The organism is Streptomyces sp. NPDC059866 (assembly GCF_042731325.1).
Lineage (GTDB): Bacteria > Actinomycetota > Actinomycetes > Streptomycetales > Streptomycetaceae > Streptomyces > Streptomyces flavusporus.
Map to the genome: position 1 here is coordinate 74,415 of NZ_JBHWJT010000023.1, position 14,248 is coordinate 88,662.

The window sequence follows — 14,248 nt, forward strand, 5'->3', positions numbered from 1 at the left end:
TCTACGACGTCGCCGACGACACCGTCACGTCAGCCGCCCGCACGAACGCCACCCGGTGGCCGAACTGGATCTCGTAGTACAGGTCCTCGCCCACCACGACCTGGTGCGCGTCGGTCGCGAAGGTGACCGCGTAGTAGTACTCGCCGGGCACCTTGTCACCGGCGACGTACTTCTGGCCCTCGAGCAGCCGGTACGACAACGGGGACACCGCCTGGGCGGGCACTCCCGCCGGGTAGGCGGCCGCCTCCGGGTAGGCGCGGCCGTACACCGGAACACTCTCCAGGCCGTCCCTGGGCGTGACGACGAGACCCTTCGCGGGCACTGCCGTCGGGGCCTTCTTCGGGTTCTTGAACCAGGCCTTCTGGCCCAGATACCAGATCGCCGTCCAGTCGCCCTCGCGGCCCGCCACCGCATACTGCTGGCCGGTGGAGACCCGTGATCCGATGTCGTTGACGCCGATCGTCGAGTCCCCGCCGCCCGGGCGCAGACCGATGTCCTTGATGAGGGGGTAGTCCTCGCCGGGCCCCGAGTAGAGCCGTACCGCGCTCGAACCGTGCACCGCGCACGGTGTGCCCGCGGACGCGCAGCCCGTGAACGCGGGCCGGTTCGAGGCGTAGTCCGGAAGGATCGTCACCATGCCGCTGCCTGCCCCGGCGGTGGGGCCGAAGGGGCGGCCGAGCAGTGTGAAGTAGTGCCGCCAGTCCCAGTAGGGGCCCGGGTCGGTGTGCATGCCCGGGACCGTCGACGTGGTCGGGCCGGGCACGTTGTCGTGGCCGAGGATGTGCTGCCGGTCCAGCGGAATGCCGTACTTCCTGGCGAGGTACCTCACCAGGCGGGCCGACGAGCGGTACATCGCCTCCGTGTACCAGGCGTCCGGCGAGGCGAGGAAGCCCTCGTGTTCTAGGCCGATCGACTTGGCGTTGACGTACCAGTTGCCCGCGTGCCACGCCACGTCCTTCGCCTTGACGTGCTGGGCGATGTGGCCGTCCGTGGAGCGCAGGGAGTACTGCCAGGAGACATAGGTGGGATCCTGCACCAGGTCGAGGACACCCTCCCAGGCGCCCTCCGTGTCGTGCACGACGATGTACTCGATGCTCTGCGACGCCGGTCGCTCACCCAGGTCGTGGTTGCCGTAGTCGCCCTCCCCGAACTCCTCGTAAGGCGCCGGGATCCACTCACAGGACACGGTCGCCGGGCACTCGGTGCCCTCCGCGGCGGCCCGGCGCAGGCCCGTCCGGCTCAACTGCCCGGTGTCCGGGGCGAGGTCCGGCTGCGCGGCCAGGGAGATGCGCTGTCCGGAGTCGGTGAGGCGTTCCCCGCCGGTGCGGATGACGTCGTACACGTCGCCCGCGTACGCCGCCGCCGTCGCGGTGTCGTCCGCGCCCGAGAAACGGGCCACCGCCCCGTACCACTGAGCCGGATCCTCGCTCAGCGGCTCGCCCAGCTCCCGCTGCGCGGCGGCGAGCAGTGCGGCCCCGCCCGCCACATTCGCCGCGGGGTCGGTGCGCAACTCCTCGGCGCTCATACCGGTCAGCTCCGCCGCCCTGGTCAACGTCCGCAGTCGGGCCGGGAGTTCGGAGTCCTGAGGCAGCTCCGTGTCGGGGAGCAGCGGCGGGCGGGCGCTGTCGCCGCGCGGATCCTCGGTGCCCTCGCTGTGATGCGGGGGCGCCGTGGCGAGGGCCGTGCGGGCGTCGGTGAGATGCATCGGACCGTAGCCGCCGGTCACGCTCGCCGCACCGCCGTGTCCGTCCCAACGGGACTGGAGGTAGGAGACGCCGAGCAGCACGCTCTGCGGCACGTCGTACTCGGCGGCCGCCGCGGCGAACGCCTGCTGCAGCCGGCCGGCCGACCCGGCTTCGGACGGGGCTGCGCCGAGCAGCGGCAGCAGCAGCGCTGCCGAGGCCACGGCGCCGACGGCCCGGCGTACGCGTCTCGGCCCGGCGGCTCGGGTGGGGTCGGTGGCGGATCCTCGCAAAGCAGCCTCCTGTGACGGTCGGGCGCGATGAGCCGTGCGGGGCCGGGCGTGTCAGTGGTACCGGCTCTCGGACGATCCGTCAATCATGCTGCCCACGAGGCGATTTCCCATGTCAGGGCGGGGCGCGAGGAGTTTCGCGGCGGGGGCGGGCGGGCCTGCGGGGCGTCAGTGGCGTACACCAATGGTCCTGATCCCGGCATGACGACGACCGCGGTGCGCCGCTGTCTGCGGAACACACCGCGGTCCGTCATCCCCGTCAGCGAGTGCCGACGGCCGCGCGCACGGCCCGCCGGGCCAGCTGGCAGTCGTCGTGCAGCCGCCGCAGCAGCAGCCGCTGCTCCTCGCCGGACGGCGCAGCACCCGGTGGGGCCGCTCCCGGTGCCGCCGGGGTCGCGTCGTGCATCGAACGCTGCACGGCCGTCTCGTACGTACGGATCTCACGGGTCAGTACGAGCATCAGGTTCACCAGGAACGCGTCCCGTGAGGCGGGGCCCGCGGACTGGGCGATCTGGCTGATGTGCCGCCGTGCCACCGGCGCGTCGCCGAGCACCGACCACAGGACGGCCAGGTCGTAGCCCGGCAGATACCAGCCCGCGTGCTCCCAGTCCACCAGCACCGGACCCGCGGGGGAGAGCAGGATGTTCGACAGCAGCGCGTCGCCGTGGCAGAACTGCCCCATGCCCTGCCGGCCCGCGGCGAGCGCGATGCCGTGCAGCAGCTTCTGCAGGTCACCCATGTCCCGGTCGGTGAGCAGACCCAGCTCGTGGTACCGGGAGATACGGGCCGCGTAGTCCAGCGGAGCGTCGAACGTCCCGGCCGGGGGGCGCCAGGCGTTCAGCCGGCAGATCGCGCCCAGCGCCGCCCGGATGTCGGCGCGCGGTGGCGCCTCCACCGGGTGCCGCTGGAGTGCCGCCGCCCGTCCCGGCATCCGCTCGATCACCAGCGTGCAGTTGTCCGGGTCCGCCGCGATCAGCCGCGGCACCCGCACCGGTGGGCGGTGCCGGACGAACGAGCGGTAGGCCGCTATCTCGTGCCGGATCCGCTCGGCCCAGGCCGGGGAGTGGTCCAGTAAACACTTGGCGACGGCCGTACTGCGTCCTGTCGTGCCGACCACCAGCACCGATCGTCCGCTGCGCCGCAGCACCTGCACCGGCGCGAACTCCGGGCAGATCCGGTGCACCGAGGCGATCGCCGTACGCAGCTGGGCGCCCTGAGGGCCGGACAGGTCGAGTCTCCCGCTGAGCGGTTGGGTGCCGAGTCCTGCCGGGCGCCGCGACCGGCCGGCACCGAGCGCGGGGGCCGACGGGCGCGCCGGGGCGAGGTAGGGGCCGCCGCCGCCCGACAGGGGCGCCTCAACCGGCCTGGGGGAGGCGGGAGCCGGGGGGCGCGGGTACAGCGGCCGGGGCGGGGCGGACACGGAGGACGATGCTGCGTACATGGGCGAGACAGATCCCTTCGTGTGCCTGCGACGTCATTGCGCCACCCGACCCGGATGCCCGGGTGCACCCTGGGGAATGCACCAGCCGTATCTAGAAGGCGACCGGGTCGGGGTGGCGCGTTCCTACCTGACACCCGATGTGCAGTGGCACACCATCTGGCGTGCCCTGGCGAACCCTGGCGAATAGTCGCCCGGCAACTCTCCCCGGGCTACTGTCAACTCAGCCGAGAACCTGGGGGCTTGATGTGAGCGGAGAACCCAACACCCGCCTTGCGGACCTGTTCGGCCTGGCCGGCTGGTCCAAGGGAGAGCTCGCGAGGCTGGTCAACAAGCAGGCGGCGGCCATGGGCCACCCCCAGCTGGCGACCGACACCTCGCGGGTGCGGCGGTGGATCGACATGGGAGAGATCCCGCGCGATCCCGTGCCGCGGGTGCTGGCGGCCCTGTTCACCGAGCGTCTCGGCCGTGTCGTGACCATTGAGGACCTCGGTCTGGTCCGGCACGGGCGTACGGGGAAACGGCAGGACGGCGGGAGTGTGGAACATCCCGACGGTGTGCCGTGGGCGCCCGAACGGACCGCCGCGGTCCTCACCGAATTCACGGGAATGGACCTCATGCTCAACCGACGCGGCTTGGTGGGCGCGGGTGCCGCGCTCGCCGCGGGATCCGCACTCAGCAGCGCCATGTACGAGTGGCTGCACACCGATCCGGCCCTGACCGCCGACGCTCCCCACCTCGACAACCCCTTGCACGCCGACCCCCTGCACGCCGACCCCGTCGGGTCCGACCGCTATGAGGCCGCCCCCATCGGGTCCCAGGAGATCGAGGAACTGGAGCGCTCGGTCGAGGTGTTCCGTGCCTGGGACGCGGCCCGCGGCGGCGGGCTGCAACGCAAGGCGGTCGTGGGCCAGCTCAACGAGGTGGGCGGCATGCTCGCCTACCGTCACCCACCCCATCTGCAGCGGCGCCTGTGGGGTGTCGCCGCCAACCTCGCCGTCCTCGCGGGCTGGATGTCGCACGACGTCGGCCTGGAGCCCACGGCCCAGAAGTACTTCGTCATCGCCGCCCATGCCGCGCGAGAGGGCGGCGACCGGCCCAGGGCCGGCGAGGCGCTCTCCCGAGCGGCCCGCCAGATGGTGCACCTGGGCCGGCCCGACGACGCGCTCGACCTGATGAAGCTGGCCAAGTCCGGCTCCGGCGAACAGGTGCTGCCCCGCACGCAGGCGATGCTCCACACCATCGAGGCCTGGGCACAGGCGTCGATGGGCAAGGGGCAGGCCATGCGCCGCACCCTGGGGCAGGCGGAGGACCTCTTCGTCGCCGACAAGGGCGATGTGCCACCGCCGAGCTGGATGCAGACGTTCAAGGAGGAGGACCTGTACGGCATGCAGGCCCTGGCCTACCGCACGCTGGCCGAGTTCGAGCCGGGCGCGGCCGTGCACGCCCAGCACTTCGCGGAGAAGGCCCTCGCCCTGAGGATCGACGGGCGGCAGCGCTCGAAGATCTTCGACTTCCTGTCCATGGCCTCCGCCTGCTTCATCGCGGACGACCCCGAACAGGCGGACCGGTACGCACGCCTCGCCCTGGTGTCGATGGGATCGAACTCCTCCCACCGCACCTGGGACCGGTTGCGCCAGATGTACCGGCTCACCGCCGAGTACGCCGGCTACCCGAAGATCCAGGAACTGCGGGAGGAGATCAAACTGGCGCTGCCCAAGACGAAGGGCAAGGGCGGCAACAGCTCACAGGTGTAGTCCGGTGGTCGTTATGACGTAACCCTGGCGATGAGCACGCAGGCGTCGTCCTCGCGCTCCGACTCACCGAACTCCTCCACGACCGTCCGTACGCAGTCCTGCGCGGTGTGCGCCTCGGCGAAGCGCGGGGCCAGGTCGAGGAGGCGGTGCACGGCGGCCGTGCCGGGCGACTCCTCTCGCCCGGGCGCCAGCCCGTCGGTGTGCAGCACGATCAGGTCGCCCGCCTCGAGGGTCTCCTCGGCCTCGCCGTAGGTGGCACCCGAGGTTGCGCCGAGCAGGACGCCGTCCGGCGTGTTCAGCCTGCGCCCCGTCCCGTTGCGGAACAGCAGCGGGGCGGGGTGTCCTGCCTGCGCCCAGACCAGGGTGCGGGTCTCGGGGCGGTAGCGGCAGCAGACGGCGCTGCCCAGGGCCGGCTGGACGGTGGTGTCCAGCAGCTGGTTGAGCCAGGCCATCAACTGGCCCGGGCGGGTGCCCGCCATCGCCATGCCGCGCAGCGCGCCGAGCAGCATCGCCATGCCCGAGGTCACGGTGACTCCGTGTCCGGTGAGGTCGCCGACGCTCAGCAGCGTCTCGCCGCCCGGCAGTTCGAGTGCGTCGTACCAGTCACCGCCCACCAGCGCGCTGGTGGACGACGGCAGATAGCGGGCGGCCAGGTCCAGGCTTCGTGGGCCCTGGTGCGGGAGCCGCAGGGTGCCGCGCCACGGCGGTAGCACGGCCTCCTGCAACTCGACCGCAAGCCGGTGCTCGGTCTGTGCGCGGTGCCGGTGGCGTTGCAGCGAGTCACGGGTCTCGCTGACCGCCTGCTGGCTGCGGCGCAGTTCGCTGACGTCCCGCAGTACGGCCCACATCGAGGCGGTGCTGCCGTCAGTGTCGAGCACGGGCTCGCCCATCATGTGCACGGTCCGGACCTCGCCGTCCGGGCGCACGATCTGGAACTCGCCGTCGATGCGCTGGGCGTCGACCAGACAGTCCGTGACCATCGCCGTCAGCTTGGGCCGGTCCGCGTCGAGCACCAGCGAGGGCAGCTCGTCGAGAGTGAGCGGGGGAGCGGCGGGGTCGCGGCCGAGGATCTCGTACAGCTCTGAGGACCAACTGGCTTCGTCGGTCAGCAGATTCCACTCCGCACTGCCGACCCGGCTGAGCAGCGAGCCGCGCCGCGGGGCGGCGGGCGGCTCCGTGGCGGCCGGTTCGGCGGTCGGGGGCGGGGGGCCGTCCCGCAGCTGTGCCAAGTGCTCGTCGAGGTCGTTGAGTTGGTGCAGGGCGAGGTCGTAGAGAGCGCGCTGCCAGCGGTCCTGCGGGTCCGATCCGTCGCTCTGCGCCTCCCGCCGTACGGCGTTCACGTCGCCCTTGAGCCGCCGCGTCTGCGATATCAGCGTGTCGACCGGGCCGCGTCCTGGCGGCTGGGCGGCTGGGCGGTCCGCAGAGAGATGGGACGGCATGACGCACTCCGATGAGGGGGACGGTACGACCAAGGCTGACGGAGGGACCGTTATGACTGTTGCACAGCCCGCGACGCCCTGTAAGGGATTTGGCAACACACGATACGGTGGTGCTTCCGGCATATGCCACAGTCTTCACGGAGTGGTTCCGGCGTAGGTGAGGCGTACGCCGCCGCATGAGCAAGTCGTAGACCACGTACGTGACTTGACGGGCCGTCCGACGTTTCCTGTCGCGGTCATTCGCACGTTCGGTGCGCATGTGTTCGAGGCGGGTGAGCCTACCGGCCGACGCCCGCGTACAGCTCCGGGCGCGGGGCGAGCTCGACCGTCGTGCGGTGCCCGCTCTCCAGCGCCCGGACGCCGACCTCGGCGACCGCTGAGGCGACGTAACCGTCCCAGGCGCCGGGGCCGGTGACCCGGCCCTGCCGGGTGGCGTCGACCCAGGCCTGCACCTCACGGTCATAGGCGTCCGCGAACCGCACCAGGTAGTCCTGCGGCACCTCCTCGCGGGTGCCGCCCTCCGCCGTGACGACCATGGTGTGCCCGTCGCCGATCCGGGCGCTGCCCGCCTCGCACACGGCCTCGCAGCGCACCTGGTAGCCGAAGCCGCAGTTGACGAAGACCTCCACGTCGACCAGGGCGCCGGCCGAGGTCTCGAAGAGCACGAACTGCGGATCGAGCAGGCCGGCCGGGGCATGTGCGGAGGACCTGGGGCGCAGCACGGTCACGGCCGTCACCTCCTGCCCGAGCAGCCAGCGTGCCGCGTCGATCTCGTGCGAGACGGAGCTGCTGACCAGCATCGCGCTGGTGAAGCCCGGCGGCGAGGAGACGTTGCGGTGGGTGCAGTGCAGCATCAGCGGACGCCCCAGCCGGCCACCGTCCAGAAGGGACTTGAGCTGTCGGTACTCGGTGTCGTAGCGCCGCATGAACCCGGTCTGCGTCAGCCGCCGCCCGAGCCGCGCCTCCGCCTCCAGTACGCGCAGCGCGCCCGCGGAGTCGGGCACCAGAGGCTTCTCGCACAGCACCGGAAGCCCGCGCGCACAGGCCGCGAGCAGGGCCTCCTCGTGCGCCGGGTCGGGGGAGGCGATCAGCACGGCTGCGACGCCGGGGGCGTCCAGGGCGGCCTCCGCCTCCGCGTGCACCGAGACCCCGTCGATTCCGGCCGCCGCCTCCTCGGCCCGGGCGATGTCGGGATCGGCCACAGCGGCGACCCTGGCGCCGCTCACCACCCGGTCGAGCCGCCGTATGTGGTCGGCTCCCATGCGTCCCGCGCCCAGTACCGCCACGCCCAGCAGGTCACCCACGTGCGCACTCCCTCGTCGCCGGCTGTCCCGGCGTAGCGTAAGGGGCGGCGCGCGGATGCCGTCAGTAGCGCAGCACGCCGGCGATCCCGTTCGCGTCGCCCAGCGCGCCGTCGGGGACGAAGCGGACCTCGGCGCCGGTCTCCAGGCACTGCTCGACGATCTCGTCCACGATGTCCTCGCGGGCGTCGAGGTCGTCGCTCGACGCGGGAACCAGGTGGGCGCCGTCGTCGCGCACGGTCACCCGGAAATTCTCCTCGACGGCCAGCAGCCGCACCCGGGCCTGCCGGGCGTTCTGCCAGACCTCGTCGACACCGGCCGCGAACTCCTTGCGCCCACGGGCCGCCACGAGTTCCTTGGTCACGGCCTCGACCGTCCGCAGGGCCTCGGCATCGACCACCGGCCGCACGGCCTGCCAGACGGCGTCCGGGGTGGCGTGCGTGAGGCCGCCGTGCGGGACGTGCACCGCGCGCCTGGCGACGTCGCCCACCTCGTCCAGACAGGACAGGGCGGCCTGCTCACCGGTCACGTACAGCGGGCGCGAGCTCTCGCGCAGCACCGAGCCCATCGCCGTGTCGACATCGCGCAGGAAGTGGCGGGTGCCCTCGTCGCGGTACGTGCTCGGCATGTCGCCGATCTGCTCCATCCGCTCGGGATCGAAGTTGTCGGCGCGCCTGGTCAGCGGAAAGCCGCCGGTGCGCTCCTCGGTGACGCGGCCGGCGCCGCCGTTCCAGAGGGTGGCGCGGTCGGCCGAGACCGACAGCACCCAGAACGGCCGCTCGGAGGCCTGTGCGGAGACCAGGTTGCGCGTGAGGAAGGTGTCCGAGAGCACCACGCGTTCGGGCACGGTGCGAGTGAGCGACCACACCTGGTGCTCACCCGGCGCGGCGTAGATCACCAGGCCGTCGTCGGCATACATCAGGTCGACCTCCGTGAGGGCCTGGTCGAGCTGCGCCACGACATCGGCGCGCCGCTCCCGGGTGACCGCGGGATCGGACTCCAGCTGCTTCTTGGCCTCGGCCACCACATTGCGCAGCCGGACCCGGTCCTGCTCGTGGTAGGGCTCGCGCCGGTGCGTCGGCGTCAGCACGGACACCGCCGGGTAGGGGCGCGGGCGGCGCAGCTCGGCGAGGGTCGTGGGACTGAGTGCGTGCTCCATGACAGAACCATAGGACCGATTCACGTATCGGGCATTTGGTGTGAGTACGTCGCGCCGTGCGGCCCTCATGCGCCGTCCTCGGGGGACTCGGGGCTCTCGGGGCCGCAGGAGCTGCCGCTCGCCGGCAGGGAGCCGTACAGCAGGAAGGCATCGACCTTGCGCTGCACGCAGGTGGACGACGCATACCCGGTGTGGCCCTCGCCCTTGTTGTCGAGCACCACGGCCGACGGGCCCAGCCGCTTCGCCGTCTGCGTGGTCCAGCGGTACGGCGTCGCCGGGTCGCCGCGCGTGCCGATGAGCAGCATCCTGGCCGTGTCGACGTCCTTGACCTCGTCGCGGATGAAGTCGGTGCCCTTGGGGCGGCCGTAGCACATGAGCACCTGGGTGAGCCGGTGCCGGCCGAAGACCGGGGACGCCTCCTCGTACGCGGCGCGCAGCCGGCCGAGCTCTCTGGTGATCTGCCGGGCCGTGGGGCGATCGGGATCGTCCGCGCAGTTGATCGCCATGAGCGCCGCCGGGAGATTGTCGAGGGGGACGTCCTCCTCGTCGGCCAGGCCGCCGTCGCCGGCCGGCGTGGTCTTCGGCCGCGGCTCCGGACTGCCGGGAGGAGCGAAGCCGCCGGTGGCGAAGGCCTCGACACCGTGCGTTTCGCCGTCCTCGACCAGTGAGGCGAGGGCACGCTCCAGCGACGGCCACAGGTTCCTGCTGTACAGCCCCTGACTGATGGCGACCACCAGGTCCTGGCCGGTGAACTCGCCGCTGAACGCGCTCGGTACGGGATCCTCGTCCATGGAGCGGACGAGTCGCTCGACGTCCTCCCGTGCGCCGCGCGGGTCCTGTCCGAACGGGCAGGCGATGTCCTGCACGCACCAGTCGAGGAAGTCCTCCAGTGCGGTCTGCTGACCCTTGGCACCCGCCACACCCTGCTGGGTCAGCGGTTCGGTCAGCGTGTCCACCCCGTCCAGCGCCAGCCGCCCCACCTTGTCGGGGAACTGCGCCGCATACACCGCGCCCAGGCGGGTTCCGTAGGAGAAACCCAGGTAGTTGAGCTTGCTGTCGCCGAGCGCCTCGCGTATGACGTCCAGGTCCCGCGAGGCGTTCACCGTGCCTATGTACGGGAGGACGGGCCCGGAGTGCTTGACACACTCGCCGGCCGTCTTCTTCAACTGCCGGAGCACGGACTGCGGATCACGCAGCGCCGCGTCGGTCTCCTGCAGGACGGCGGAGTCCTCGTACGAGCCGTCGCCGCAGCTGACCGGGGAGGACCGGCCGACGCCGCGCGGGTCGAAGCTCACCACGTCGTAGCCGTCGCTCAGGCCCATGAAGTCGTCGCCACTGTAGGCGAGTTCGGTGACGCCCGCGCCGCCCGGACCGCCGAAGTTCAGCACCACCGAGCCGCGCTTGTCCCCGGTCGCCCGGTAGCGGGCCAGGGCCAGTTCGAGTGTTCCCCTGCCGGGGCGCGCGTAGTCGAGGGGCACGGTGACCTTCCCGCACTGCAGGTCCGTGGGCGTCTCCGCGCCGTCGCACGCCGTCCAGGTGATCTTCTGGCGGTAGAACCGGGTCAGGTCGGGCTGGGGGCGGTCCTCGGCAGTCGTCGCCGGCAGCCCGGCGCCCAGCAGCGCCAGGCCGACCGTGCCGGCGAGCGTCCAGCGCCGGACCGTGTGCCGCGGTGACAGCTTGGCCAGCATCGATGCCTCCAGGGGCGCCCCGTTGCGGACGGGTGTACGGCACCCTCGCTCACGATAGGCGGATGCCGGAGGCCACGCCTCCGGGCGAGCGGGCCCGGCCGGAGGGCCGTACCCTGCGCCGCCTCGGTTCCAGGCCGGAGGCGACGGAGGCTTCGGACGGCTTTACTGCTAGTTCGACAAACCTGCCACTCGATGGGGTGAAAGGCAGATAAGCCATAACTCGGATGGTTCGCCTGCGTTTTATCCGATGCGGGCGAGCGCCCGCGACCAAGTCTGGAAGGCAGGGAACCTATGAGACGGGTTACCCGAAACGGTGTGATCGCCGTCGCCGCCGCCTCGGGCGCGATGGCCGTGACGTTGCCGGCGTACGCCGACTCCGGGGCGCACGGCGCCGCGGCCGGCTCGTCCGGCCTGATCTCCGGCAACACCGTTCAGGCCCCGGTGCACGTGCCGGTGAACGTGTGCGGGAACACGGTGAACGTGGTGGGCCTCCTCAACCCCGCCGCGGGCAACCGCTGCGCCAACGACGACGGCGCGGACGAGGAGCGCCCGGCGCGCGGGGGAACAGCGAGTGGCGGTGCGACCGCAGAGAGCAGCGCAAACGATTCGCCGGGAGTGCTCTCCGGCAACGGCGTACAACTGCCGGTCGACCTCCCGGTCAACGTCAGCGGCAACTCCGTGAACGTCGTCGGTGTCGGCAACTCGGCCGTCGGCAACGAGTCCGTGAACACGCCCGGTGACCGCCCGGCCCGCCCGGCGCCCGAGCCGAGGCCGTCCACCCCGCCCAAGGCGAACCCGGCACCGAAGCCGGCGCCGTACTCCCCACCGCCCACCACGGCTCTCGCCGAGACGGGAGCGGACGCAACCCTGCCCGCCGCCGTCGGAGCCGCGGCACTGGTCCTGGGCGGGGCGGTGCTGTATCGGCGCTCCCGCGTCCAAGGGGGGCGCTGACCGGGGCGTTCTCGTCCCCTGCCCGGTCCGTGAGTCCGCAGACGCAACGCCGGCTCACGGACCGGCGCGATGCTCAGCGCCGATGGAACCGCCGGTGCAGCGCCTGCACCTCGTCGGCCAGTTCCGGTACCGGGCCGTCCACCAGCACACCGGGCGCGACCTCGTTCACCGGCAGTGTCCGTACCGGCGGCGCCGGCACGCCCAACTCGGCCAGCCAGGCGGAGAGTTGCTGCGAGGACGCCACGTACACGATGCGGCCGAGGCCCACCCAGGCGTGGGCGGCCGCGCACATCGGGCAGTGCTCGCCGGACGTGTACACGGTCGCGGCCGCCCGCTGCTCCGGCGTCATATGGGCCGCGGCCCAGCGCGCCAGCTCGAACTCCGGGTGGCGGGTGCGGTCACCGGAGGCCACCCGGTTGTGGTCCTCGGCGAGCACGGCGCCGTCCGCGCCGACCAGCACCGACCCGAACGGCTCGTCCCCGGCTTCGAGCGCCTCCGTCGCCAGCTCCACACAGCGACGCAGATACGGCAGCTCGGCGTCCTCCACCATGACGTGCGGCCCTCCTTCCGGCATACGGCCATCATGCCGACATGATCGCCGGCTTGCAGCCTACGTTCGCCCGCGGGACCCGACCGCCGGCGTCCGCACCCGTGGTCCGGGTCAGGGATGAGCCTCCTCCGGGTCGGCAACTGATGGTTCGGTTGTTGGCCATGGCTGGCCGACGTGTCCCCCGTCAGGGTGAACGGGGCCGGTTGCCGGGATCCTGCGTGTCCTGGGAACGCATGACCGGTGATGGCAACCGAGTTCGTGGCGACCCGGGGAGAGGAGGGAGGCCAGTGGCTCGTCAGCGCGGGAGGAACCATGCGTTGCGTACGATCGCGCCCCCGTTCACCGTGGCCGCACCCTCGGGTGCCCGGATCCGGGACCGGCTGCATGTCGATGTCGTGGACGAGAAGGTCCTTACCCTGGTCGGGCAGCACCTCGGCCGTCATCAGCGGGCGGATCTCGCTGAGCGCGTTGCGATCGGCCTGGTGCCGGTGAAGGACAACCGGCGCGCCGAGCGGAAGAAGAGGCTGACGGCGGTGTCGTCGTCGCGCTGGGCGGGGGCGATGACCCGTGCCGGCGAGGACCAGTACCAGCTCAGCATGCGTTGCCTGTACGACGAGCGTGCCGGGCTGCGCCGGGCCATCGGGAAGATCGCCCGTCGCCTCGCGGTGCCGTGCGGGCAGCGTACGGGCCGGGTGCGCGGCTATAAGGACCGGGGTGAACGCTTCCAGAAGCAGCGCCGCCTGCAAGCACTCCAAGCCCGTCTTGCCGTGGTCGAGCAGCACATCGCCGAGGGACGGCCGTCCGTAGTCGTGGGCGGGCGCCGTCTGGCGACGATGCGGCACAACCTGGCGGATGGCCGGCTCACCGCCGAGGACTGGCGCAAGCGGTGGGATGCGGCCCGGCTGTTCCTCACTGCGGACGGCGAGTCCGGTGCCCCGCACGGGAACTACACCATCACGGTGGATCCGGCGGACGGCAGCGTGACGATCGTGCTGCCTGAACCGCTCAGGCATCTCGCGAACGCACCACGCGGCCGCTACCGGCTGGCCTGCACCGTCGCCTTCCACCACCGCAGGGAGGAGTGGCTGGACCGCGCCTGCGCGAATCAGGCCGTCCGCTACGACATCGTGCGCGACCCCGTACGCGGCCGCTGGTACCTCGACGCCTCGTGGTCGGCAGCGAAGGCCATTCTGCCGTCGCCGCAGGAGATCCGGGCGTCCGGACGGCGTCTGCTCGCGGTCGACCTGAACGCCGACCATCTCGCAGCGTACGTGCTCGACCCGCACGGCAACCCGGTCGGCGAACCCGTCACCGTGCCGCTGGAGTTGACTGGTGACGCGTCCCGGCGTGACGGCAGACTGCGGGCCGCGGTCACCTCGCTGATCGGGTTGGCCAGGACACACGGCTGTACCGGGATCGCGATCGAGAACCTGGGCTTCACCGACGTCCGGCAGACGGGCCGGGAGACGATGGGCCGCGGCAGGCGCGGCAAGGCCTTCCGCCGCACGGTGGCGGGTATCCCGACCGCGAGGTTCCGGGAACGGCTGCGCGGCATGGCCTACCACCAGGGACTGGTCGTGGTCGCCGTGGACCCGGCCTATACCTCCCGCTGGGGAGACGCGCACTGGCGAGGCCCCCTCGACGAGCAATCGAAGATCACCGTCACCCGGCATCATGCAGCCGCGGTGGCGATTGGCAGACGCGGCCTGGGACAACGGGTCCGGCGTCGGCCAGGTGTGACCGCTTCCGACCGGAGGATCGGACAGCGGAGAGCTACCGGCCAGACCGTACCCGTGCCCAGGCCGCGTGGGACCACGAGCCCACCCAGGACCACAGGCACGCCCCACGGGAGCGGCAAGACCTGCCGGAGCCGAAGTGACCAGCTCGTGCTGTTCCCTGCACCCAGGACCGTTCGGGGTGCACCCGGCGCCATACACCTCACACGTGGCCCGGAACGGGTTGATTCGGCCAACACCGGCCAACAATGCTAGGA

General features: G+C 71.8%; 10 protein-coding genes. 3 read left to right on the forward strand and 7 right to left on the reverse strand.

Annotated features, from left to right (window positions below):
• Position 1: 1 nt before the first annotated feature.
• On the reverse strand, positions 2-1,975 hold the full coding sequence (locus tag ACFV7R_RS31575) for an N-acetylmuramoyl-L-alanine amidase (RefSeq protein ID WP_385269539.1): 1,974 nt from the start codon (positions 1,973-1,975) through the stop codon (positions 2-4).
• Between the two features lie 256 nt (positions 1,976-2,231).
• A complete protein-coding gene (locus tag ACFV7R_RS31580) occupies positions 2,232-3,413 on the reverse strand; it encodes an aminoglycoside phosphotransferase family protein (RefSeq protein WP_385269541.1) in 1,182 nt (393 codons plus the stop codon).
• 245 nt (positions 3,414-3,658) lie between these two features.
• Between ACFV7R_RS31580 and ACFV7R_RS31585 the strand changes: the two genes are divergently transcribed.
• The gene (locus tag ACFV7R_RS31585; RefSeq protein WP_385269543.1) at positions 3,659-5,167 is read left to right on the forward strand and encodes a hypothetical protein; all 1,509 of its coding nucleotides are present in this window, start codon (positions 3,659-3,661) and stop codon (positions 5,165-5,167) included.
• Between the two features lie 11 nt (positions 5,168-5,178).
• Here ACFV7R_RS31585 and ACFV7R_RS31590 read toward each other — a convergent pair whose 3' ends face one another.
• The 4 genes from ACFV7R_RS31590 to ACFV7R_RS31605 form a co-directional block, all read right to left on the reverse strand.
• Positions 5,179-6,606, reverse strand: coding sequence for a PP2C family protein-serine/threonine phosphatase (locus ACFV7R_RS31590; RefSeq protein ID WP_385269545.1), 1,428 nt, complete (start codon positions 6,604-6,606; stop codon positions 5,179-5,181).
• Positions 6,607-6,884: 278 nt separating this feature from the next.
• Positions 6,885-7,910 (reverse strand): Gfo/Idh/MocA family protein, encoded by a 1,026-nt coding sequence (locus tag ACFV7R_RS31595; RefSeq protein WP_385269547.1) that lies wholly within the window; start codon positions 7,908-7,910, stop codon positions 6,885-6,887.
• Positions 7,911-7,971: 61 nt separating this feature from the next.
• On the reverse strand, positions 7,972-9,066 hold the full coding sequence (locus tag ACFV7R_RS31600) for a chemotaxis protein (RefSeq protein ID WP_385269549.1): 1,095 nt from the start codon (positions 9,064-9,066) through the stop codon (positions 7,972-7,974).
• Between the two features lie 65 nt (positions 9,067-9,131).
• The gene (locus ACFV7R_RS31605; RefSeq protein WP_385269551.1) at positions 9,132-10,754 is read right to left on the reverse strand and encodes an alpha/beta hydrolase; all 1,623 of its coding nucleotides are present in this window, start codon (positions 10,752-10,754) and stop codon (positions 9,132-9,134) included.
• 291 nt (positions 10,755-11,045) lie between these two features.
• On the opposite strand from ACFV7R_RS31605, the gene ACFV7R_RS31610 reads away from it, so the two are divergent.
• On the forward strand, positions 11,046-11,705 hold the full coding sequence (locus ACFV7R_RS31610; RefSeq protein ID WP_385269553.1) for a chaplin: 660 nt from the start codon (positions 11,046-11,048) through the stop codon (positions 11,703-11,705).
• A gap of 73 nt (positions 11,706-11,778) precedes the next feature.
• On the opposite strand, the gene ACFV7R_RS31615 is transcribed toward ACFV7R_RS31610, so the two are convergent.
• On the reverse strand, positions 11,779-12,255 hold the full coding sequence (locus tag ACFV7R_RS31615; RefSeq protein WP_385269711.1) for a nucleoside deaminase: 477 nt from the start codon (positions 12,253-12,255) through the stop codon (positions 11,779-11,781).
• 317 nt (positions 12,256-12,572) lie between these two features.
• Here ACFV7R_RS31615 and ACFV7R_RS31620 point away from each other — a divergent pair, with 317 nt between their 5' ends.
• Entirely contained in the window at positions 12,573-14,246 is a 1,674-nt protein-coding gene (locus tag ACFV7R_RS31620; protein WP_385269555.1) for a hypothetical protein, read from the forward strand.
• Positions 14,247-14,248 lie beyond the last annotated feature (2 nt).